Here is a 24,488-nt window from a genome sequence, read left to right on the forward strand (position 1 = left end):
GTGTCCTTTACATTGAAAAAATGGATTTCACCATCACTGATGGGTATCGCCTTTATCCTTAGTGCGATCGGCCATTATGCCGATTGGGATCATACCCTGCAGTTCATTCTCTCAGCAATCGCTGTGGTGTTTGTGGCTGGATTTCTCGGCCGGGCCACTGAAAGTGTAGCTCATTATGCCGGACAACGACTGGGCGGCTTCCTAAACGCCACCTTCGGCAATGCTGCTGAGCTAATCATTGCCTTCTTCCTGGTCAAGGAAGGATTGTTCGACATGGTCAAAGCCAGTCTTACCGGTTCTATTATCGGCAACCTGTTGCTTGTTCTAGGATTGAGTATTTTCGCCGGCGGGATGAAGTTCAAAGTTCAGAACTTCAACGTAACCCTTGCCGGAATGAATGGCTCCCTGATGATCGTTGCCGTCATTGCCTTATTTGTTCCCGCTATGTTCTTTACCACCCACTCTATTACGGAGAAGGATACCGATGTGCTCAGTTTAATCGTTGCCGGGCTGCTCATCGCTTCGTACATAGCTTGGCTAATCTTCTCCATGATCACGCATAAGAAACATCTAGAGGACGTTACAGAAGAGGGTAAAGAAGAATTAGCTCATGAACATGCCCCTGCTTGGTCCAAAAACAAATCCATCCTTTATCTCGTGCTTGCCACTGTAATGGTAGCCTTCGTGAGTGAGTGGCTGGTAGGAACGTTAGAGACTTTGACAGAACGTTTCGGATTCAGCGAGCTGTTTGTAGGTGCGTTCCTCGTAGCTATCATCGGTAATGCCGCAGAGCATAGTGCAGCCATTATGCTGGCCATGAAGAACAAAATCGGTGCGGCAGTAGAAATTGCGGTTGGAAGCAGTCTGCAAATCGCCCTGTTCGTAGCACCTGTCCTAATCTTCGCCAGTTATTTCATGGGTGATACAATGGACATAGTTTTTACGACCATCGAAATTGTCGCCATCGGTGTAGCCGTCTTTATTGCCAAATCAATTACTCAGGACGGCTCAACTAACTGGTATGAGGGTCTCTTGTTATTAACGGTCTACCTGATTTTAGGAGTCTCCTTCTATCTCGTATAATCATTATTAACCATTGTACACAACAAAAAGCGCACATGAGCGATTCGTCCTCATGTGCGCTTCTATAAATACTTAAGAAACCGATATTTATTCTTCCTTCGCTTTGTTGTTCAAAGCCTCGTAGAGTACTGCTAAGTTACGCTCCAGCTTACTTAGTACCATCTTACCAGTAATCTCTGGGACCAAACCTGCTCTAACCGCAAAATCCACTTCTCTGGAGAAACCGTACATCTGGGTATCCAGCACTTCCTCATAGAGAGGGCAGTAGCGTGTTGCCAGATTCTCCATCTGCACTTCTATAAGTTGCTGAATTTTATCGGCATCTTCTTGTAGAAGATTGATTGCTTTAAGATTATACTGTTCCTGTAATTCCGATGAAGTCATGCCTCTATCCCCCCCATGTCCAAAAGTTAAGCTGCTTTTACTATTTTACTTAATATTAGACGAAATCCGGTATCAATACAACAATTCAGTTTATACTAACCATATATTTAAAAGAACCTGCTGCGTTATCCTATCAAGTTTCGTATCTACTTCTAGAAAAAACGCCCCACCGAAAACCGGTAGGACGTTTTTAGCACGACTATTACTCAGCAACAACTGTGAATTTCAAACCGTGTTTTGCAAACACTTCAGTCATTGCCTTCTTAGCTTCTTCAGCATCTGCCCCATGAACATGAAGCTCATAGCTTTGGCTGGACACCAAAGTAGTGAACAAACCAAGGATACTTTTAACATCAATGTACTTGTTGTCCGCTTGAAGAACGATTGAAGAGTTGAACTGGCCTGCCGTTTGGGCAATATCGACAATTGCCGCATTGTTACTGGACATAGAAATCCCTCCGCAACTTGATTATAAAACTTTAGTCTTTTGTTATCATTTCTTATGATACATTGAATCCGCTTACTTGTGCAAGGAGTTTTCTTGTTATTACATTTTATTTCAAGTTTTCAGGATTCAGACCTTCGAGTTCCGGCAACACAAAAATTCCATCCTTACGGATCAATACATCGTCAAAATAAATTTCACCGCCGCCATAATCGGGACGTTGGATCAACACAAGATCCCAGTGAATGGAGGAGCGGTTACCGTTATCTGTAACATCATATGCTTGTCCTGGCGTAAAGTGCAGGCTGCCTGCGATTTTTTCGTCAAAAAGAATATCATTCATCGGGTGAAGAATGTAAGGGTTAAAACCAATAGCGAATTCGCCAATATGACGCGCGCCGTCATCTGAATTCAAAATTTCGTTCAAACGGGCGGAGTCATTGCTGGTGGCTTCAACAATTTTTCCATTCTCGAATTTGAATTTGATATTTTCAAAGGTCACTCCATTATATACTGACGGTGCATTATAGCTGATCGTTCCATTTACAGAATCGCGAACTGGGGCGCTGTAAACCTCGCCATCCGGAATATTTTTTTGCCCGGAGCATTTCTCTGCACCGATTCCTTTAATCGAGAACTTAAGATCTGTTCCAGCACTCAAAATATGTACCTTATCCGTTCTGCGCATGAGATCAGCTAAAGCATCCTGAGCCTTGTCCATCTTGGCGTAATCCAAATTACACACTTCGAAATAAAAGTCCTCAAACGCTTCAGTGCTAATATTCGCAAGCTGAGCCATGCTCGCATTCGGATAACGCAGTACTACCCACTTCGTATGCTTCACACGTTGTTCGCTATGCACTGGATGAGAGTACAACGAGTTATACAATTTCATATTTTCTTCAGGAACATCGGACAGATCGTTCACATTCTCACCTGCACGAATCCCGATATAACAATCCATTTGCTTCATCCGGTTCAAGTCAATTTCAGCCCATGTCTGAAGACTCTCACGAGTTGCGTATTTAAGCATGCTGCGCAGGACTGTACGATCTGTTAATTGTACAAAAGCATGACCGCCGGCCTTGCCGATTTCCTCTACAACAGCTTTGATTAAATCTCTTTCATTGCCAATCATTTCGACGAGCACGTTCTCGCCTGGCTGGACATTTACGGAATAACCGACTAGGTTAGCTGCCAGCTTTTGAATTCTGGGATCTTTCATTGTGTATTCTTCCTTCCTCTGTCTAAAAAATAAGCAAGCTTTTCTATTGTAGCACGCCCTGTATGGAGCGCAAGACCTGTGGGATAATGTGAAAATCAACGAAAGCCTGAAAAATTCACCTGTGATACATAAGTTTCATTATCAGATTCATTCCCCGCTTCCGAATAGGTAACCTTACGATTTAAGGTGAGCTTTCTCGGCAGATTATGTTTTGTATCAACGGTTAAATGGTAGACAGTCTCAACATTAGCTTGTTTCAGCTTTTGCTGTAATTCATTATTTTTCTTCTCCCATAGCTCCACCAAAGCTTGCGTAACCGCCTGGTCGTTCTTTGTTATTTTTCCAGCAGAATCTGGTGTTTCAGGTCGAAGGTCTTGCATCTCTTTTTCCAATTCAGCAGTCAGCTGCTTTCTGGCCTCAGCAGGCGTCAGCTCGATCCGCAGCACATTTGTCCCTCTGCCTGCACCCGCATCTTCAGTCACATTAGCCTCCATGGATTGCAGCTCCTCCAGCTGTTTCAACGGATTAAGCAAAGCAAGCGGATTTCCGTCCTCAGAGGAATCTTCAGTGGTCAACGCTACCCATTCCCCCTCTTTTTTCTCTAGCTGACTATGGAAAGCTTTCATAGAAGTGATGCTGCTTTTTAAATCTTTAGCGCTATTTGCTGATTTTTTTGTGGCTGAGGATTTATCAGGAAGCAGTGTATACAGATTGACCTTCTTATGGTCCTGTACTGTGCCTTCGTAAAATATCATGGATTCCGGAACGGTCTTTCCACCTTTTGTAAGCATGGTTGACCCTTTAAAAGTAACCCCATCGCTGCCCGTTATACCCGCTAACACCAAACTTAGATCTTCCTTGGCTGGTTTGTCTCTAATAACGCTGCAACCGCTGTTGAACACGCAGGACAAGGTAAAAATCATAAGAACTAACCCCTTCAGTAATAATGACTTTCTCACGGTCATCAGGCCTTTCTTGGAGTATTTTACTTTACAGCCCACTATAGGGTTCTCCCTTCCTGCGCGCCTTATACAGATGCAAATACGTTGCTGTAATCGGTTTCCATACATTGCTCTAACTTATGCGCGTTTGTCGCTTGCTTCTGAATGTCAGTACATACCACCTTCAGACTCACGAAGTTACCGCTGCCAGTCGCCACGCCGTTGTCTCTATCGGACACAGTTGACCTTAATTACAGTATTTTGCGGTATTTCGTATGCCAACGGACTCCAGCGCAGCTATTGACCCGAAATGCGCCCGATATGCCCTCATACTAAGCAATAGCGTCTCTGGTGTCCGAAACCTCACTTAAAAAGCTAAAATCATGCCAATAACGTCAGCTGAGTCCGAAGGCCTCGTAGCGGCATGATGGATACACCAGTCGAAGCAGCCAGCCAACTATCAAAAACAATGACCAGCAACTCCTTATTACGGGAGAACCGCTAGTCACGTACCGATGCGCGAATATTACCGCTGCAGTTGCCACGCCGTTATCTCTAACGGACACAGCTGACCCTTAACGCAGCATTTCCCGATATTTCCCATACCAACGGACTCCAGCGCAGCAATTGACCTTAAAAACGCACAAAATGAGTCCTTTTCCAAGCAATAGCGTCTCTGGAGTCCGAAACCTCACTTAAAAAGCTAAAATCATGCCAATAGCGTCATCTGGGTCCGAATGCATCGCAGCGGCATATTTGATACACAGTCGAAGCGCCAGCCAACTATTAAAAACAATGACCAGCGACCTTCCAATTACGGGAGAACCGCTGGTCAAATGCCGATGTGCGAATATGACCGCTGCCAATCGCCACCCCGTTGTCTCTAACGGACACAGCTGACCCTTAACGCAGCATTTCCCGATATTCCCCATACCAACGGACTCCAGCGCAGCTATTTACCCGAATTGCGCCCGATATGCCCCTTTACTAAGCAATAGTGTCTCTGGTGTCCGAAAACATGCCCCAAAGGCAAAATACATGCCAATAGCGTCATCTGAGTCCGTAAGCCTCGCAGCATGATGAATACACCAGTCGAAGCAGCGAGCCAACTAACAAAACAATAACCAGCAACTCCTTATTACGGGAGAACCGCTGGTCAAATGCCGATGCGCGAATATGACCGTTGCAGTCGCCACGCCGTTATCTCTATCGGACACAGCTGACTCTTAACGCAGCATTTCCCGATATTTCCCATACCAACGGACTCCAGCGCAGTTATTGACCTTAAAAACGCACAAAATGAGTCTTTTTCTAAGCAATAGTGTCTCTGGTGTCCGAAAACATGCCCCAAAGGCAAATACATGCCAATAGCGTCATCTGGGTCCGAATGCCTCGCAGCGGCATATTTGATACACAGTCGAAGCAGCCAGCCAACTATTAAAAACAATGACCAGCGACTTTCCTATTACGTGAGAAATGCTGGTCAAATGCCGATGCGCGAATATTACCGCTGCCAGTTGCCGCACCGTTATCTCTAACGGACACAGCTGACCCTTAACGCAGCATTTCCCGATATTTCCCATACCAACGGACACCAGCGCAGCTATTGACCTTAAAAACGCACAAAATGAGTCCTTTTCCAAGCAATAGCGTCTCTGGTGTCCGAAACCTTGCTTAAAAAGCTAAAATCATGCTAATAACGTCATCTGGGTCCGAAAGCATCGCAGCGGCATGTATGATACACAATCGAAGCGCCAGCCAACTATTAAAAACAATGACCAGCGACTTTCCAATTACGGGAGAACTGCTAGTCACGTGCCGATGCGCGAATATGACCGTTGCAGTCGCCACGCCGTTATCTCTATCGGACACAGCTGACCCTTAACGCAGCATTTCCCGATATTTCCCATTCCAACGGACTCCAGCGCAGCTATTGACCTTAAAAACGCACAAAATGAGTCTTTTTCCAAGCAATAGTGTCTCTGGTGTCCGATAACATGCTCAAAAGGCGAACATCGCGCATATAGCGTCATCAGAGTCCGAAGACCTCGCAGCAGCATGATGAATACAGCAGTCGAAGCAGCCAGCCATCTGCCAAAACAAAAAGCAGCGACTCTCCAAATACGGGAGAACCGCTGCTCTGCTATTTCTTTTACTTATGAGGCAATTCCTTCACACCGCTGCCATTCTCTTTAGTGTCAACGATCACCTGGTTACGCCCATTGTTCTTAGCTTTATACAGTGCCATATCCGCTCGATAGAACAGGGATTCGACGCTTACACGTTCGTCCATCCAGCTCCATTCTGCTATACCGCAGGACACTGTTACATTAGGTTCGGTTTCATTCATCACTCGCTTACGAATACGTTCAGCCACATTTACTGCCTGTTCTACTCCCATTAATGGTAAATAGACCGACAGTTCTTCTCCACCCCACCTCGCAGCAATATCCCCTTGACGGATGGAGGACTTCACAATTTCACTGACCTCTTTTAAGATCTTGTCGCCCTTTTGATGACCATAGGTATCATTCACCATCTTGAACTGATCGATATCCACAACGATTAAGCAACCGCAAAAATCTGTAGACTGCCGTTCCTTTATTTCTTCGTCCAGATAATGACGAGCATAAAGTCCAGTTAGGCTATCTCTGTTCGCTAATCGTCTAACTTCGGCATGCAGCCTTGCGTTCCCTACAGCTAGTCCAATATGCCCCGCCATCGCTTGAAGCAATCTGTAATTGTCATAAGAAAAATAATGGGCATCGCGATGGGCCAACATGATGGCACCACGCACTTCACCACCTACACTTAAAGGTGTGGCAATCAGCGACTGCGACCCGGTAGCATTCATTAAACGAGAAGTAGTATTAGGATTATCTATGTAGTTAGACATGATTAATGATTCCCCAGTAGTATAGACCTTCCCGCCTAAACCTTGTCCTACTTCTAAAATTTCATTTTGCAAGGAGGAATGATTGCAAGCAATAACCTCTAGCCCGCCCTTTTCTTCGTTCATATGTAAAATACAGCAGTAGTCTGCACCAAACATCTCCAACAGCTCTTCAAACGCAAATTGAAAAATATCCCCTAAACGCAAGCTTTGATTCAGCCGTTGTGTAAGTTCGTTACTCATACGCAGCTCACGAATGAGCTGATTGGAGCGTTCATACAGCTTGGCATTCTCAAAAGCAGTACCTGCGGTATCCGCCACCATCGAGAGAAACCGTAAATCTACATCCATAAAGATCGAGTTATCCATCACCATGTGGAATACGCCATAAACCCCTTGCTTCCCGCCTAGCGGAAGACCAATCTCTACAATGTGTTGATCTTCGGTGTTGGTGTTCAGAGCAACACGGCCGTCTTTAAATGCTCTAGCACAGACATCATCACTGGACATCTGAAACGGTAAAGGTTTGACCTGCGGATGAGTGCTGCGGTGATCTTGCGACATAAACAGCTCAAGCCTGGCACCAGGGTACATTGCAGAAATGCTATCTATAACCTCCGTAAGCACAGCGTTCACATCAATATTGTCATGCATCCGCTGAACGATCTGAAATAACAAGGAGCGGCGATTGCTCTCACGTTCAGCATGTTGATGAACACTCGCAAGATCAGTTACAAAAATATGTTCAAACTTATGATAGAATATGGTCCGGTACTGCAAAGATATAGCCTCAGCAGTATCTCGTCCACCCATTAAATATTGTTGTGTCGGCATAGCACAGCCTAGGAAGGCAAAAATTTCTTTGTCAACGCGAGTGATGAGCGGTATAGTAAAAAAGCTCATAGCCTGACCCTGCACCGTAAGTTGAACAGAGGAGGTTGCGCCAGAAAGTAAACTAGCTGCAGCCGCTTGCTCCCATTGGTGCCTCCATCGTTCTTGCTGATCGGCAATATTAGCAAAATATCTGCCTTCAAAATTCAGCACACACCAATCCCATGATTTAGCGAATGGTAGAGCCTCTAGCCCATCGATCCATTCCTCGAAGCTGTCTGCAATCAGATTGGCCAAATATGGGAAGTCATGGGACACTATTTCCGTTTCCCTAAGCCAGGCGGTGGGATCTTCGGAATCTCTACTAGTGTGCAATTTGTCCTGTATCAGCATACGACTGTCTTGAGAAGCGTATGCTTTCTGTTCTGACATAACGAAGATCCCCTTTGCTTCTCATTTAAGAAAAAAAACCTTCCCAATTAACATCTAATTAACTATATTTTACTCCCTTTCTTTGTGTATTGCATTATATTTTCCTTATTTCCGGGATTTTTTTTAGGACCAAAGAACTAACGACAAAGAATGACAAAAACTCTTTTAATATGCGCTTGACTTTATATGCTACTTTCATATAATATTTATTGTTGAACAAGACTGTAACAAGTCTTACTTGGGCGTAACGTTGTGTCACCCTCACGCATTTCGTTACTGCCAGGGCAGCGGCTGAACTTCCCTGGTAGTGTGAAAGCCAATAATGCTAATCACGGATACGAAATGCGGCGCAAATAGAGCCCTAACCTGAAATTTCAAATATAAAGGAGTCTACTATAACATGGCACGTTACACCGGACCTAAATTCAAACTCAGCCGCCGTCTGGGCATTTCCCTTAGCGGTACAGGCAAAGACCTGAAACGCCCTTTCCCACCAGGACAACACGGCGCTAACCAACGCAGAAAAGTAAGTAACTACGGAATGCAGCTTTTGGAAAAACAAAAACTGCGTCACATGTACGGCTTGGGAGAGAAACAATTCCGTACTCTCTTCGCTAAAGCACAAAAACTTCCAGGTCTTGCGGGCGAAAACTTCATGTTCTTGCTTGAAAGCCGCTTGGACAACCTAGTTTACCGTCTTGGATTTGCTAACTCCCGTGCTGGAGCACGTCAGTTGGTATCCCACGGACACGTAACTGTAAACGGCAAAAAAGTCGACATCGCTTCTTACCGTGTAAGCTTGGGCGACGTTATCGGTCTTCGCGAGAAGAGCCAAGGCATGGCTTCCATTAAAGAAGCTCTTGCTAACCGTAACCACCTTCCAGCTTACCTGGAATATGCTGAAGGATCTTTCGAAGGTAAATATATTCGTTTGCCAGAACGTTCCGAGCTTTCCCAGGATATCGATGAGAAACAAATCGTCGAGTTCTACAACCGTTAATATCTCGCTTTTAGCGGGTATGACCGAAGCCTCCGGATTAATCCGGGGGCTTTTTGTTATGTCAATATCCTAAATTCCATGCCGTTTGTAAAAGGTTATGCTTCCGCAAATCATACCCTAAATTACTTTATTTATAATTTTTGCACAAAAGTCGAATCTTAAGTCCATGAGAATCAGGTAGAAGCGCATTCAAAAACGCCAATTTATGCTATAATAATTCCGTTAAAAGGAGGAATTATCGTCGATGGCTCAAGAGAACAAGAAAAAAAACGCTAAGAAGCCTTCACCCCGCAGATCCGCCCTAAGCAGGTTCGGTTCTGTAGTTAAGTGGATGTTTATTCTTGGAATAATAGGCGTTCTATTTGCCGGTGGTGCTGTAGCAGGCTATGTCGCTTCCATTGTGAAGGATGAACCTGTTCGCTCCGAAGAAATGATTCAGCAGCAGGTCAGTCAAAATGCGATCACCGGATTCGCTTATTTCCGAGACGGCGCACCGATCGGCCAGCTTCGGACAGAAGAAGACCGAAGGCTCATTGAATTCAACGATATCCCCCAGCTTATTATCGATGCAGTTCTCGCTATAGAGGACAATAATTTTAATGAGCATAATGGCGTGGATTTCAAAGGCACCTTGCGTGCCGTCAAACAAAAGCTTCTCAATGAATCCGTTCAGACCGGAGGCAGTACACTCACCCAGCAGCTCGCAAGACGTGTATTCCTGAATCTGGATCGGACAGAAGATCGCAAAGTAAAAGAAATTCTACTTTCTCTTAGATTGGAACGCTTCTTGACCAAACAAGAAATATTAACGGCTTATCTGAATAAGGTTCCTTTCGGCAATGGCTCGAATGGCTACAATGTATTCGGAATTAAAGCAGCAGCCAAAGGGATATTCGGTCTAGACGATCTGGACAAATTGAATGTGGCTCAAGCAGCTTATTTGGCTGGTCTTCCGCAGCTCCCTTCCACTTATTCTGCATTTAATGGCATAGGTGAATTCAACGAAAAAGCTTTCAACAGAGCTATGGACCGTCAACATCTTGTACTTCGTCGTATGCTTGAAGAGAATAAGATTACTACCTCTCAATATGATGAAGCCCTTCAATTTGATATCAAGAGTTCTCTGGCGCCGCACACCAAAAAAGCCTATGCTACCTATCCATATCTGATGATGGAGACTGAGCGTAAAGCATCCGAGATCCTTCTATCATTGAATGAAGAGAAAAATGGCACAACGGATGCCAATAGCACTACTGACAATGCCGTGTTACTTGAGGAAGCAAGACAGCAGCTCATGACCGGCGGTTATCGAGTCTACACAACCATTGATAAAAAAGTTTACAATGCAATGCATAGTGTCTCAGAAGACAGCAATAATTTTACTAAAGACAGCAAAACCAAAGGTATGGAACAAACGGCTGGCATGTTAATCGACAACAAAAGCGGAGCCATTCTCGGCATGATTGAGGGTCGCGACTTCAATATTGAGCAGATGAATTATGCTACCCAAATGATCCGTCAGCCCGGATCGACCATGAAGCCAATTTCAGCTTATTTACCAGCCTTAGATGCAGGGCTGATTCAGCCTGCCGGGATTGTGGATGACGCGCCAATTATTCTAAAAGACGGCGGAAAAGGATTCCACATTCCTAAGAATGCCAATAATCGCTATCAAGGTCTGGTCACTGCCCGTTACGCACTTAACAAATCGCTCAACTTGCCTGCGCTTAAGCTGTTTAATGAAAAGGTCGGAATAGAGAAATCTTGGGCCTTTACTAAAAAGCTGGGGATCACCACCCTCACAGATGATGATTACAGTGCGCAGACTGGGGTTATAGGTGGTCTCAAATACGGAGTATCCGTAGAAGAGTTAACCAATGCCTATTCCGCTATCGGCAACCAAGGTGCCTTTAATGATGCCTACATGATTGAGAAAATTGTCAATTCAGAGGGAAAAATTATCTATCAGCACAAGGTTAATCCTGAGCAAGTATTCTCTAAGCAAACAGCTTACCTAATGACAGATATGCTGCGAACTGTAATTACAGAGGGTACAGCCAGCACCGTAAAAAGAGAATATAAACACTCTAAAGAAATTCCGATTGTCGGTAAGACTGGATCTACCCAGAATTATGGAGACGTATGGTTTATGGGCTACACTCCTGATGTCACACTGGGAATGTGGGTCGGCTACAAAGAGCAAATCAACACCCTTACGGGAGATACACAAAAACGTCAAGCCCAAACATTATGGGCAAAAGTGTTGAATGCTGTCATTGATAAGCAGCCGGAACTATTCGTCACAGACAAATTTGCACAACCTGAGGGAATTATCAAAAAGACAGTTTCCGCATATAGCGGCAAACTGCCAACATCCCTGACTGATAAATTCACAACGGATATATTTAATACAAAATATGTGCCAAAAGAGAGCGACGACGGGATTTCCAAAGCCAAATATATTACTTACAAAGGCGTCAATTATATCCCGTTGGAAGGCACTCCAGAGGAGTTCCTAAAGGAAAAAATCGTCGTTAAACGCGAGAAGCCGATACAGGAACTAGTCAAAGAACTCCTGGCTGCCTTCCCTAAGATGAAGGATCATAAATCACTGGAGTATTATATGCCAGCCGATGCCAAGACGGATTTCCCAACAGAAGTTGATCCACGTGTGGACGATGGGGATTCCCCTGCTGCTCCCGGAAATGTTAACGTCTCTTATAGCACTGGTAAAGCGGTCATCAGCTTCTCCGCTAGCAGCTCGGCAGATGTTGTGGGATACCGCTTATATCGTTCATTAAACGGAGGTTCTTTCCAGAAGCAATCTATACTCATGGCAGATGAGAACAAGGTATTCACACCGGGTACACCTGCAAGTGCTAATGCAACCTTTTATGTAACAGCCGTGGATGTTGCAGGTAATGAGACGGCTTCTGGCAGCGTTGCTGGAGGGATTACACCAACACCCGAAGCAACTCCTACACCTGATCAACAACCTGGTACAGAGGCGCCTACAGAGCCTGAGACGACACCAGGAGACGTTATTGAGGATCCAGGTAACATTCTCCCGCTACTACCGACGGAAACACCAGCCGGCGGAGGTAACAGTACTGGAGGCAGTAATAATACCACAGCAGGTAATAATGCAGGGACACGTTAACCCAAAGATCATTAAATAATTTCACACAGCAAAACACCGTTCCCATGAATTCATCCGGGAACGGTGTTTTTTTACAATTCATTCTAATCCTCAATCGTGGATAGATCTCCTGTCGGTAGATGCAGCTCCCATGCCTTCAGGACACGCCGCATGATTTTACCTGATCGTGTCTTCGGAAGTTTATCCTTAAACTCGATTTCCCGCGGGGCAGCATGTGCAGACAGACCCGCTTTGACAAAAGCGGCGATCTCCTCTTTCAAGGCAGCAGTTGGAGTATAACCTTCTCTAAGCGAGATAAAAGCCTTAATAATCTCCCCCCGCACAAGATCCGGTTTGCCGATTACACCCGCTTCTGCCACTGCCGGATGCTCCACTAATTTGCTCTCCACTTCAAATGGACCAATACGCTCACCAGAAGAGTTGATGACATCATCAATTCGTCCCTGAAACCAGAAGTATCCTTCGTCATCCATATAAGCTGAATCGCCAGAAATGTACCAGCCAGGAATCCGGAAATATTCCTCATACTTCGTCTGATTGTTCCATATCGTTTTCATCATGGATGGCCACGGAGTTTTTATCGCAAGATTCCCCATAGAAAAAGGCGGGAGAACATTTCCCCGGTCATCCAGAATCGCTGCTTCAATCCCCGGTAACGGACGGCCCATCGAGCCTGGTTTGATATCCATTGACGGATAATTACAAATCAATTGTGCCCCTGTTTCAGTCATCCACCAAGTATCATGAATACGCTGATTGTAAAATTTATCTCCCCAACGTACTACTTCCGGATTTAACGGTTCACCAACCGATAGAACATGGCGCAAACTGCTTAAATCAATCCCCTGTAAAGAGTGCTCCCCTGCACCCATTAACATACGAAAAGCTGTAGGTGCGCTGTACCATACAGATACCTTATTCCGTTCGATTGTCTTATACCAATCCTGAGGACTAAAGCGGCCGCCTCTGACTACATTGGTCACCCCGTTTAACCAAGGGGCAAATATGCCGTATGAAGTTCCGGTCACCCAGCCAGGATCTGCCGTACACCAGTATATATCGTCTTGACGTAGATCTAGCACTACTCTACCTGTATAATAATGTTGAATCATTGCTCTATGCACATGATAAACGCCTTTGGGCTTACCTGTAGAACCAGAAGTATAATGCATAATAAGGCCATCGTCCAAATCAAGCCATTCTAAATTAAGATCAGCAGAAACGTTAGCCATCTCTTCTGCGAATCCTAAGTTTCCTTGCTCAATATCAGTTGCTCCACCTACTAGAAAAATATGACGCAGCTCAGGAAGCTCTTCTCGCGTGACCCGATGCAGCAATTCTGGCGTAGTTACTAGCGCAACAGCCCCACTATCCTCCAAACGATCCTTAACTGCTGTTTCCATAAAGGCTTCAAATAAGGGTCCTGCTATGGCTCCGATTTTGAGAATACCTAGCAGACTGAAATACAGTTCCGGTTGGCGAGGCATAAAAATAAATACCCTATCTCCTTTACCGATGCCATATTTACGCAATACATTTCCGAACCGGTTCGACCGCTCCTGCAGATCGGCAAATGTATAGGATTCTTCCCGTACAGTGTCACTGTAGAGTAGGGCCGTTGCCGCTCCCCGCCCTTCATCCACATGGCGATCAACGGCTTCATAGGCCATATTAACCTTGCCGGTTTCATACCATGAGAAATTACGTTCAACATCCTCCCACTCAAAATTGGCTACTGCCTCCGCATAATCAGACATATTGGAGCTCTGCACACGACCCGGCAAAATTTCGCTATGGACTTGACCCATCACTCTTGCCTCCCTCACTCGTTTGATTTAAGCTTTAAGGGTAAGACTCATGTTTTAAATAATGATGTCAATGCAATGAATGTGAATTTTTTATGTCTGAATTAGTATACCATAGCAAGCGTTTACATACCATTTTTTTGATCTGAAAGGAGCACTGTCATGGAGCATCGCAAAATCCCTATTTCCCATACTCTCTCCTATAAGGGTAGAACGATAACTGTGAGCGGACCCCGATCTCCCGAGGACCTTGAAGTCCTGCATATGCATCAGGACCTTGATGCTTTCCGCAGGCCCTTAGAGCAACAAGAGGCGCTCGTAGAGATCGCCAGCTTGCCAGAGGGCCGTGTAATTACCGCAGTAGAGAATGACGTTATAGTAGGCTATGTGACCTTCCATTATCCAGATGAAATGGAGTTATGGTCACAGGGTGGTATGGAGGATCTTATTGAGCTTGGAGCGATAGAGGTGAGTAATGATTATAGAGGGGCCGGACTAGGCCGGCTGCTGGTTTCTACTGCTTTTGAGCGGGAGCAATTGGAGAATTGTATTGTTTTTACAACAGAGTATTACTGGCACTGGGATTTAAAAGGCAGTGGGCTGGACGTATGGGCCTATCGCCAGATGATGGAACGGCTGATGAAGACCGTAAATATGGTTTGGTATGCTACGGATGATCCAGAAATTTGCTCACATCCCGCTAACTGCCTAATGGTTCGCATTGGACAAGAGGTGCCCATGTCCTCCCAGGAGACCTTTGACAGAGTACGTTTTAGACAACGCTTTATGTATTGATCATTAAATATGCTGCAGCATAAATTCTAAAATGGAATGCGAGCGTTGTGAAGATTGTTCTGTAAATTCCCTGAAATTCACCTCAGCTGATCCATCAGACTTATCTGACATGGAGCGAATGATGACAAAGGGCGTGGCGTTCATATGACAGACTTGGGCAACCGCCGCCCCTTCCATTTCCACACAAGCTCCATCCATTTGGTCTCTTAATTCAGCTACAATCTCCGCATTAGAAATGAATTGATCACCAGATAACACCTTGCCTATCAAGTACTTTTGACCTAGCTCATTGCATGCCTTCTCAGCAAGCTGTACTAGCGCAGGGTCTGCCTGGAAGACGGAAGTCTCCTGATAAGGAATTTCGCCTCTTGCGAACCCAAGCCCCGTAGCATCCATGTCATGTTGTACACATGTAGAAGCTATAACAATATCTCCAATATTCAATTCTGGATGTACTGCTCCAGCAACCCCCGTAAACAGCACACGGGATACGCCAAAATTATCAATTAGAATCTGAGTTGTAACTGCTGCATTTACTTTACCCACGCCAGATTTACAGAGCACTACGGATTTTCCTAATATGTTTCCTATGTAATATTGTATACCTGCTTTAACTTTTGTCCGCTTGTCCTCCATACCCTCTAGAAGCAGCTTGATTTCTTCATCCATCGCTCCGATTAATCCGATGATTTCACTCACAGTAAATACCTCCTTTGATGATTTATTTAGCAAATAAAAACATAAAAAGCTCCATAAGGAGCTTTTTACGGAATAACTGTTCAGTTCTTAAATTACTTATTTAGATGATTAACCGACAAGCGGAGAATCGTTTCATGAGGCAGGATAACCCGCGGATTCTCAACGGTTTCTTTCTTCATAAGCTTGGTCAAAAGTCTCATCGCAACTGCGCCCAAATCGTACATAGGCTGAGCTACGGTTGTCAGCAAAGGACGAACCATCGAAGCCATACGAATATTATCCACACTAATGATGGAGAAATCATCCGGAACCTTCAGACCTTCATCTTGAATACTGTGAATGGCACCAATAGCCATTTCATCCGTTGCCGCAAAAATAGCGGTTGGTTTCTTCTTGAGTCCAAGGAAATACTTCATTGCTTCTACACCAGATTCATAGCGGTAGTTACCGATGCGTACCAAATCCTCTTGGTACTCGATTCCTGCCTGTTCCAATGCTTTCTTGTAACCATGGAAACGTGCATATCCATTTGCAGGATCCTGCAGTGTGCCACTGATCATAGCGATCTCACGATGACCGTGACGAATCAATGTGTTCACAGCATCAAAAGCAGCGGTTTCATGATCGATGTCAACGGAAGGATAAGTTCCCTTCTCATCCCGTGTAGCACATAGAACAATCGGAACTGCAGAAGTCTGGAAAGCTTGAATATGTTCGTCAGTTACTGTCCCCCCCATGAAGAGCAGACCATCGACCTGTTTCTCCAAAAGGGTATTAATGACACGAATTTCTTTCTCTTTACGCTTATCCGCGTTACACAATATGATATTGTAATGATACATGTTCGCGATATCTTCAATCCCGCGTGCAATTTCTGCAAAAATCGAGTTTGAAATATCAGGGATGACAACCCCAACGGTTGTCGTTTTCTTACTGGCAAGACCTCTTGCCACGGCATTGGGACGATATCCCAAACGTTCAATCGCTTCAAAAACTTTCTTCCGGGTCTGCGGTTTCACGTTAGGGTTATTATTCACAACCCGTGATACCGTAGCCATAGATACGCCTGCTTCTCGAGCTACATCGTAAATGGTTACCGTCAAATTACTCTCTCCATTGCGATAAATTTTATCGTTCGACTAATTAAAAATATGATACGACACTTTGTACATTTGTGCAATGATAACGCTTCATTTTCCTTTCAAAATTTCTTTCAAGGCTGAAAACGTCACCCTGGATTAAAATTGTGACCAGTGCTGGTTAACCTGTCCAAGAGCATCAATAATGTAACTTCTATCTATCGTAACAAAAAGTGAGTGAAAAATCCAACATTCCGTGAAAAATTTTCATTATTTTCACACAATTTTTTTATAATCTTCATTTTCAGTCATTTGGAAGGATAATTGAGACAATCTTCGACTAGTTTCTTCCATCCAATGCTGGTCTGACAGCTTTTCAGCTAAACGATAGATATCGAGAAGCATATCGACTCGGCTCTGAATCCTCTCTCGGATTATCGTCTCTAGTTCTGATATTCCCCCTATTATAGTTTCTGACAAGGATTCTTTTAATACACTGGCCAATTCATTTCTCTCCGTAAACAAAAAATCTTTTCCCGGATCCTCTCCACTGAGTTCTTTTACTAATTTGCCTAGATCTGCTTTAATAAACTGCAAAGGTTCATAACTAGCGCATTCTGGGCAGGTATAGACAGGAACGTGGGTAATCTTCATCTTCGTATTAAAAATCAAAGAATGCATATGTAAGTTCATGAGGCCACCACAACTGCACAACTTCTCCATCAAATTATCTTTATACATCTTCTACACCTCTTGCACAAAATTAATAAAGCACAAAGTTTGACTTTTTCAACTTCTATATTCGACTCTACTCGATTAAAACCCTCCTTTATTGCATATAATGATTAAATTGGCAATTTGTCTATAATTTACATCCCTAAAGATGACTTCATATTTTAAATTTGATAGAATAATGAAAGAATCATGGGAATCGAAAGGAGCTTAACTAAATGAGACTAACCGGTAAAAAGGTCATAGCACTCGTAGACGATGAATTTGAAGATTTGGAGCTCTGGTATCCCGTGTATCGGGTGAGAGAAGAAGGTGCTGTGGTTCATTTGGCAGGTCTGGAAAAAAATAAGACGTACATCGGTAAATATGGCGTACCTGCTAAAGCAGAATACTCCTGGGACGAGCTTAATGCCGCAGATTATGATGGGATTTTGGTTCCAGGCGGCTGGGCTCCTGATAAAATCCGTAGATACAGTGCCGTTCTAAAGCTCGTACAGGATTTTAATGCGGCTAAAAAACCGATTGGGCAGATCTGCCATGCAGGCTGGGTATTAATTTCCGCTAAAATTCTGGAAGGTGTAACCGTCACCTCCACGCCAGGCATCCGTGATGACATGGAGAATGCCGGAGCCATCTGGAAGGATGAAGCTGTGGTTACGGATGGACATATCATTTCTGCTCGCCGCCCGCCAGATCTTCCGCCATACGGGAAAGCCTTTTGCGATGCACTCGCTGGGGAATAAAACAGTAGGTATATAGTTTAAAATCAAACAAGCCCTGTTTCTCACAATTTGAGGAACAGGGCTTTTGATTTGAGGCTTTAAAATCCAGATGGTTATCTAATCCGCACAGAATCCGTCTCCATGATCATATTTGGATAATTTGTAAACCTAAAAGTCAAAGGTTGAGGCAGCTTTTCTTTGCCTACGTTGAGAAAATAAGTTATTGTAGTTCCCTTAGCGTCCTCACGGTATTCTCTATATCTAGAATAACCCTCAGAATCATGTACAAGCCAATGTCCGCTTCCAGCGCTATCCACAAAATTATCGTCTATCCCAAAACCGGTTGCTTCATGCAACTCCTCAACTTTTTTGGGAATCAATAAATCCAATAATATAATCCCCTTCTCCTCATCCGCGGTCCGTTTAGAAATCGTGAGATAGTTATCCGGTGCCTTTAAAATCTGCTGTGTTTCCGTGTTAATCACTAGCTCGACCTCTGACTGATCTAGAGCAGAGATTCCCTCAACTTCAAGTTTGATTGGATCATCAGGTCTCATATTGTCATTGTGGTAAATATTCGAACCACTTGCCCACATTAGTTCCTCTTGATGATCCCCTTTTCCGAGGACAAGCTTAGGTGAAAGCAAACTGAAAATCCTCATCGTATTCTCTCTGCCAAAGGTTTGTCGCATATAAATACCCGTAGGCCCAATATAAACCTGGTCCATTATAATTTTCTGTCCGCCGATAGACAGACTATCCTTCAGATCAACGAGTTCTCCTTCAAAATAATTGTTATCAGCTTCCAGTGGAATTTTGACATCCATTTCTTTTATATCCTTGTTATTAAAAACTTGACCAAGAGCATCTGGAAAAAGCGATAGTGTGATATTCAACTCCTCTGGTATCTCATCCTGATATTTATCCCAGACGATTTGCTCATACATACGAGTCGTCCCAGGGGACCCAACCTCTTGTGCATTAGAAGTGCTAAACCCGCTGTATCCACTAAGGTGGTATTTATCCTCTGGAGTCTTTTTCAAAGACAAGCCAAAAAGCCGCATCTTCTGATCCGTATTGTTCTGGATTGTATAAAGCACAGCAATGCCTCTTCGGTCTGCAATGATTCCATTAACAGTCCATGTTATCCCGTCCACCTCAGGAGAAGAGATATTTACCTCCTTCATCATCCCCGCATCAAGTGCTGATTTAATCGTCAGATTATTAGCAATAACGGGTCTAAACACTTCAAGCTGACCCCAGCTTTTTGGAGGTAATTGCGCACGTACGGGATTTATCATCTGATTTGCCCAAGGCACAATTATAAGTAAGGCGAATGCCAAGACTACCAATACAACAACAGCGTACTTTTTTCTAAAAGACAAACGTGAACGGTTCCCTTGCTGCATCCCCTTGCGGATCGCGGTGTCCAGTTTTACATCCAGAATTTCTTCTGCCTCCGCATCGATTTTCTGAAAATAATCTTTAAGCAGCTTCTCTTCAGACTCAGCCATAAAATAGCTCCCCCTTCCGCTTCATTTTGTCACGCAGTTGTTTTAATCCTTTATTCAGCCATGTCTTCACTGTGCCCTCGGGTTTATCCAGCACCTCTGCAATCTCGGCAAGGGTCATATCCTTGTAATATTTGAGCACCAGCACTTGGCGATATTTGGGTTTCACTCCATCCAGCGCTTGTTCCATGTCCAGTCTGCGGTCACTTTTCATCTCCATGATCCCCTCATCACTTCGAGCAGCTTCTGCGACTGTATTCCTCTTTCGGCGCTTCAGCTCATCATTACAGCAATTAATCAAAATACGTGTTAACCAAGGAGCGAAACGCTCCGCATCTTTTAAGCTTTTTCGTTTAATCCATGCACGGCAGGTGGCCTCCTGCAAAACCTCCAGCGAATCCGCTTCATTTCGCAAATAGCTGTAAGCAATGCTATAAAGTTTTCTTTTCTGTCCAGCCACTTGCCCATAAAACAGCTCTTCATCCGTAGCAGCCATTTCCATTTCGTCATTTATAATGTGATCCATTTTCGGCCTGCCTCCCCCCTTGCCTTTATTCTTAAATCGGTTCTGTGTAACTCTCTCTATGTATTGACTGCGCCGCAGGGCAAACGGTTTTGTTTTTTTAAAAAGTATGGCTTAAATAAAGAAAAAGGTTCGGCAAGAATGCCGAACCTTGATATGAATTGAATAAAAGTTACAGTAACTTTAGGATGAGGCTTTCTCCTGTAGTTCCCCGCTTGATCCAAGTGTAAGACCACTTTTTTGGGCAAACGCAGTTAACATTTCTTCCGTCTCTGAGCTTGTACGATGGTGGAAACACGCTTTGGCGATTCTTTTGGCATCCTTGGCCAATGTGTTCAGTGTGCGGTGTTTAACCTTCAGCAGCGCCTGCGGCGACATGCTGAGATCTCTAATTCCCAGCTCCAGCCAAAGAGGCAAAGAACGCTCATCCGCCGCCATTTCACCACATACACTGATATCAATCTTGGCATTACGTGCCGCTTCTACCGTCATACGGATCATTCGCAGAACCGCTGGATGGTACGGATGATACATATGAGCAATTTGTTCATTCATACGGTCTACCGCTAACACATATTGAACCAAATCATTAGTGCCGATACTGAAAAAGTCAACTTCCTCAGCCAGTAAATCAGCAATCATAACCGCCGCCGGAACTTCAATCATAATACCCACAGGAAGATTCCGGTTAAAAGGGATATCTCGTTGCTCCAGCTCAGCTTTCACTTCTTCTAAAACAACTTTTGCCGCCTGCACTTCCTCTACGGAAGAAATCATTGGAAACATTAACTTTACATTCCCGTATGCACTTGCCCGCAAAATGGCACTTAGCTGGGTTTTGAACATATCTAATCGGTCCAAGCTGATGCGAATCGCCCGGTAACCAAGGAAAGGATTCTGCTCTTCAGGCAGCTGGATATAATCCAACTGCTTGTCCCCGCCAATATCCAGCGTACGAATCACTACAGTGTTATTGCCCACCTTCTCGACAACCTGTTTATACACTTCAAATTGTTCATCCTCAGTTGGAAAAGATCTGCGGTCCATATAAAGAAACTCCGTGCGGAACAGGCCTACGCCTTCAGCTCCATACTTAAGCGCTATGTTGAGTTCTTTAACTGAACTGATATTGCCGGCAAGTCGCAGGTTCACACCATCCTTGGTAACAGCCTCCACGGTGGCGAGCAGTTCCAGTTGCTCTTTCTTTTTATGCTGTTTATCCCGAATCGCTACGTATTCATTTATCGTAAGTTCATCTGGATGGATTTGTACAGATCCGGTATCACCGTCGATCACAAGCATGTCCCCGGTCTGAATAGGATTAGACAGATTATTCTCCAAGCCTGCTACAAGAGGAATGCCTAGCGCACGAGCCATAATGGAGGAATGTGAGGTTTTACCGCCCATCATGGTGACAATACCTAGAACATAAGTTGGATTCAAGTGAGCTAGCTGGGAAGGAGACAACTCCTTCGCAACAAGAATATATGGCTGTGTATCCGATGGTAACGTAACCTCTGGAGCGCCTAAAAGATGTTTTAAAAGACGGTTTCCGACATCCTTGATATCCACCGCCCGCTCCTTCATGTACTCATCGTCTAGCAGATCAAACATCGCTACAAAATGATCAATCGCTTCTTTCACAGCTACTTCTGCCGCCTTGTACTGGCGCTCAATGATCCCTCGGATTTCACTCATGAACACAGGATCATCTAAGATCGCCAGATGAGCATCAAAAATACTCGATTCCTCCGGACCTACCACTTCTCTGAACTCTTTTTTGATGAATTCAATCTCGTCCTTAGAGGTACGGATACCTTCGTATAAACGCTCAAACTCCTTAGCTAGATCCACTGGGTTCACTTGTGTATCCGGTAAGCTCCATTCCCAGTTCGGCAAGACAAAGGCCTTCCCGATAGCTACACCTGCTGCTGCGCCTATGCCTTGTATCATCCTTCAATCCCTCCAACGTTACTTTCGTGTAAGACTACGGACATTACTGATGATTGCCCCTTTTTAACATTTTTAAATGGAGCATAGCTCCATGATTTGACTCGATCAGGATTCGTGATCACCATCGGTGTAGCCAATGAGGCCGCATGTTCACGCAAATAAGCGAGGTCGAATTTAACAAGCAATTGACCCGGCTCCACGCTGTCGCCTTCTTTTACAACCGCCTCAAAGGGTCCCTTGAGCTGTGAAGTGTCGATCCCTATATGCATGAGTACTTCCAACCCTTCCGGCGTCGAAATACCCACGGCATGCATTGTAGGATAGACGTGCATAACTTTCCCGAATACGGGTGAAGTAAGTTCCCCTTTTTCCGGCAAAAATGCAACCCCATCCCCCACTAGCTTAGCTGCAAAAATGTGATCAGGCACTTCCTCAATGGGCATCATTCTACCCTGCATTGGCGAACTGAACAGCACCTGCGGTAAATCACGAAGCATAAGCTTATTAATCTCCTCGCGGATCAGTTCTGAATACGTGCCAAATACTACCTGGACATTTCCGCCGCCTAGCTTGATAATCCCAGCAGAACCTAAACCTTTAAGCGCTCCAGTATCTATATATCGGTCATTATGAACGGTAAGCCGCAGACGGGTGATACAGGACTGCACTTGTACAATATTCTCCTTGCCTCCAAGCGCCTCTAAGATCAGCGGTGCCTGATAAGGGATATTGCCGGCCCAATCCCCAAGCTCTGAACCTTCTTCACGCCCCGGTGTCGGGATTTGAAAACGGCGAATCGCCCAGCGAAATAAATTATAGTATACAATCCCGTAGCCGATACCAATCGGAATCAGCAGCCAAGCCCTCTGTGACAAATGCATGTTCAAGAAGAAATCGATGGCTCCAGCCGAATAGGAGAACCCGTGATGGATTCCCAGCATGTAGGTCAGCACCATAGCGAGACCGGACATTACAGTATGTACCGCGAACAAATACGGAGAAGCAAATAAAAATGCAAATTCGATCTGCTCCGAAACCCCGGTCAGAAAACAAACCAACGCCGCCCGCACAAAAGTCTTTTTAATCTTGGGCTTCAAATCCTCGCGCGCTTCCTGAATAATTGCAAAAGCAATGGCAGGCAGCGCAAACATCATAATCGGAAACAACCCCGCCATAAAAATCCCCGCCGTAGGATCACCTGCAAAAAAACGCGGCAAATCCCCCTGAACCACAGCACTGCCATCAGGAGTCGTAAAATTCCCAAATTGAAACCAAAACACATTATTAAGAATATGATGTAGTCCAAAAGCGGTCAGAACCCTATATAGGACCCCATAGATAAAAACGCCAAACCCGCCCGTCTGCAATATTCCCTGAAAAAGATTATCCAGCCCTATCTGCAGCAACGGAGATATTCCTAACATTACCCATGCGAACCCGGCAGAAAACAAGCCCATGAACAGCAAAACAAAACGCGACCCTCCAAAAAACTGGATCGCCTCTGGAAGCTTAATATTTTTAAACCGGTTTTGCGCGACACCCGCAACGATCCCCAGCAAAATTCCGATTAGTGTTGCAGGTTGTACAAGCCCGTCTCCCATTTGGGTGACAATTCGGTCGTAAGTGAACATCCCAGCCAGCGCTGCAAGCCCCGCTGTTCCGGCTTGATTGGATAACCCCCAGGCTACACCTACAGCGAACAAATAAGGCATATAATAAAATATTGCCTGCCCCGCGTAAGTAGCCACTTCAGACACCGAAGAAAGTCCCCATGCAGACCATGGTAAGCTGCCCAAACTCAGCAAAATGGCTGCTGCCGGCAGTACCATGGTAGGAAGCATTATGGCTCTGCCCAATTGCTGCAATGATCCGAGCCAATTCAAGGCTACCCTCTCCTTTCTTTCTATATTGAATGGTAAGCGCTGCGGGGATTTTTGTCAAAAGAAACTCATGAGATCATCACGTTACATTTTTAAAACAAATATTCTCACATTCCACTAAACATTTATTCATTAGTATCCATAGAACGGCTGGTATTTACGTGAGGCTGATGAATACTACAGAGTTAGAATCGAGTTTAAGTGTACTTTGTGCAACTATTCCTATCGACGTTACTCTGAGCACTTTTTTAACTGCACTTCATACAACTATTTTTAGTGATTTCCCACTTAACCTAATCTTTGATGCGTTCTAAGTGTATAAAGTGCAACTATTTCGCATTTAGGTAGCTATTTCGGCGATTTAGTTGTATAAAGTGCAATTATTCCCTTGCGCA

20 protein-coding genes are annotated in these 24,488 nt (G+C 44.6%); 5 read left to right on the forward strand and 15 right to left on the reverse strand.

Annotated features, from left to right (window positions below):
• Positions 1-12 precede the first annotated feature (12 nt).
• Positions 13-1,083: a calcium/proton exchanger gene (cax, locus tag MHI15_RS24830; RefSeq protein WP_036686157.1), complete on the forward strand. Its 1,071-nt coding sequence runs from the start codon at positions 13-15 to the stop codon at positions 1,081-1,083.
• A gap of 87 nt (positions 1,084-1,170) precedes the next feature.
• Here cax and MHI15_RS24835 read toward each other — a convergent pair whose 3' ends face one another.
• The 7 genes from MHI15_RS24835 to MHI15_RS24865 form a co-directional block, all read right to left on the reverse strand.
• Complete coding sequence (locus MHI15_RS24835; protein WP_036686156.1) at positions 1,171-1,467, reverse strand: YlaN family protein; 297 nt, start codon at positions 1,465-1,467, stop codon at positions 1,171-1,173.
• A 202-nt stretch (positions 1,468-1,669) separates the two neighbouring features.
• Complete coding sequence (locus MHI15_RS24840; protein WP_036686154.1) at positions 1,670-1,915, reverse strand: HPr family phosphocarrier protein; 246 nt, start codon at positions 1,913-1,915, stop codon at positions 1,670-1,672.
• A 106-nt stretch (positions 1,916-2,021) separates the two neighbouring features.
• Positions 2,022-3,137, reverse strand: coding sequence for an aminopeptidase (locus tag MHI15_RS24845; protein ID WP_036686152.1), 1,116 nt, complete (start codon positions 3,135-3,137; stop codon positions 2,022-2,024).
• A gap of 95 nt (positions 3,138-3,232) precedes the next feature.
• Positions 3,233-4,060 carry a hypothetical protein gene (locus MHI15_RS24850; RefSeq protein WP_139331051.1) on the reverse strand — a complete coding sequence of 276 codons (828 nt, stop codon included), beginning with the start codon at positions 4,058-4,060 and terminating at the stop codon, positions 3,233-3,235.
• A 104-nt stretch (positions 4,061-4,164) separates the two neighbouring features.
• Positions 4,165-4,317, reverse strand: a complete 153-nt coding sequence (locus MHI15_RS24855; protein ID WP_179086238.1) for a hypothetical protein — start codon at positions 4,315-4,317, stop codon at positions 4,165-4,167.
• Positions 4,318-4,773: 456 nt separating this feature from the next.
• On the reverse strand, positions 4,774-5,010 hold the full coding sequence (locus MHI15_RS24860) for a hypothetical protein (protein WP_076189868.1): 237 nt from the start codon (positions 5,008-5,010) through the stop codon (positions 4,774-4,776).
• A gap of 1,220 nt (positions 5,011-6,230) precedes the next feature.
• The gene (locus MHI15_RS24865) at positions 6,231-8,234 is read right to left on the reverse strand and encodes a sensor domain-containing diguanylate cyclase (RefSeq protein WP_076189867.1); all 2,004 of its coding nucleotides are present in this window, start codon (positions 8,232-8,234) and stop codon (positions 6,231-6,233) included.
• Between the two features lie 400 nt (positions 8,235-8,634).
• On the opposite strand from MHI15_RS24865, the gene rpsD reads away from it, so the two are divergent.
• Together rpsD and MHI15_RS24875 are read left to right on the forward strand one after the other, a co-directional pair.
• Complete coding sequence (gene rpsD / locus MHI15_RS24870) at positions 8,635-9,234, forward strand: 30S ribosomal protein S4 (RefSeq protein ID WP_036686147.1); 600 nt, start codon at positions 8,635-8,637, stop codon at positions 9,232-9,234.
• 244 nt (positions 9,235-9,478) lie between these two features.
• Positions 9,479-12,394 (forward strand): transglycosylase domain-containing protein, encoded by a 2,916-nt coding sequence (locus MHI15_RS24875; RefSeq protein ID WP_341164986.1) that lies wholly within the window; start codon positions 9,479-9,481, stop codon positions 12,392-12,394.
• An 83-nt stretch (positions 12,395-12,477) separates the two neighbouring features.
• On the opposite strand, the gene acsA is transcribed toward MHI15_RS24875, so the two are convergent.
• Positions 12,478-14,202, reverse strand: a complete 1,725-nt coding sequence (acsA, locus tag MHI15_RS24880) for an acetate--CoA ligase (protein WP_341164987.1) — start codon at positions 14,200-14,202, stop codon at positions 12,478-12,480.
• 159 nt (positions 14,203-14,361) lie between these two features.
• On the opposite strand from acsA, the gene MHI15_RS24885 reads away from it, so the two are divergent.
• Positions 14,362-14,994, forward strand: a complete 633-nt coding sequence (locus tag MHI15_RS24885; protein WP_076279817.1) for a GNAT family N-acetyltransferase — start codon at positions 14,362-14,364, stop codon at positions 14,992-14,994.
• Positions 14,995-14,997: 3 nt separating this feature from the next.
• Here the strand turns inward: MHI15_RS24885 and MHI15_RS24890 are convergent, their stop codons facing one another.
• The 3 genes from MHI15_RS24890 to MHI15_RS24900 all read right to left on the reverse strand — a co-directional run bounded on the left by MHI15_RS24890 (position 14,998) and on the right by MHI15_RS24900 (position 17,513).
• Positions 14,998-15,693, reverse strand: coding sequence for a 5'-methylthioadenosine/adenosylhomocysteine nucleosidase (locus MHI15_RS24890; protein ID WP_076279818.1), 696 nt, complete (start codon positions 15,691-15,693; stop codon positions 14,998-15,000).
• Positions 15,694-15,785: 92 nt separating this feature from the next.
• Positions 15,786-16,796, reverse strand: coding sequence for a catabolite control protein A (gene ccpA, locus MHI15_RS24895; RefSeq protein WP_036686140.1), 1,011 nt, complete (start codon positions 16,794-16,796; stop codon positions 15,786-15,788).
• A 252-nt stretch (positions 16,797-17,048) separates the two neighbouring features.
• Positions 17,049-17,513 (reverse strand): hypothetical protein, encoded by a 465-nt coding sequence (locus MHI15_RS24900; RefSeq protein ID WP_341164988.1) that lies wholly within the window; start codon positions 17,511-17,513, stop codon positions 17,049-17,051.
• Positions 17,514-17,722: 209 nt separating this feature from the next.
• Here MHI15_RS24900 and MHI15_RS24905 point away from each other — a divergent pair, with 209 nt between their 5' ends.
• A complete protein-coding gene (locus MHI15_RS24905) occupies positions 17,723-18,247 on the forward strand; it encodes a type 1 glutamine amidotransferase domain-containing protein (protein WP_341086338.1) in 525 nt (174 codons plus the stop codon).
• 92 nt (positions 18,248-18,339) lie between these two features.
• Here MHI15_RS24905 and MHI15_RS24910 read toward each other — a convergent pair whose 3' ends face one another.
• The 4 genes from MHI15_RS24910 to MHI15_RS24925 form a co-directional block, all read right to left on the reverse strand.
• Positions 18,340-19,740 (reverse strand): DUF4179 domain-containing protein, encoded by a 1,401-nt coding sequence (locus MHI15_RS24910; RefSeq protein ID WP_341164989.1) that lies wholly within the window; start codon positions 19,738-19,740, stop codon positions 18,340-18,342.
• Positions 19,733-20,263: a sigma-70 family RNA polymerase sigma factor gene (locus MHI15_RS24915; protein WP_341164990.1), complete on the reverse strand. Its 531-nt coding sequence runs from the start codon at positions 20,261-20,263 to the stop codon at positions 19,733-19,735. Before MHI15_RS24915 ends, MHI15_RS24910 begins: the two co-directional genes overlap by 8 nt.
• Before the next feature lie 180 nt (positions 20,264-20,443).
• Entirely contained in the window at positions 20,444-22,213 is a 1,770-nt protein-coding gene (ptsP, locus tag MHI15_RS24920; protein ID WP_076279821.1) for a phosphoenolpyruvate--protein phosphotransferase, read from the reverse strand.
• Entirely contained in the window at positions 22,210-24,096 is a 1,887-nt protein-coding gene (locus MHI15_RS24925; protein ID WP_036686132.1) for a glucose PTS transporter subunit IIA, read from the reverse strand. Before MHI15_RS24925 ends, ptsP begins: the two co-directional genes overlap by 4 nt.
• Positions 24,097-24,488 lie beyond the last annotated feature (392 nt).

The sequence above is a fragment of the Paenibacillus sp. FSL H7-0918 genome, assembly GCF_038007025.1.
Lineage (GTDB): Bacteria > Bacillota > Bacilli > Paenibacillales > Paenibacillaceae > Paenibacillus_AQ > Paenibacillus_AQ odorifer.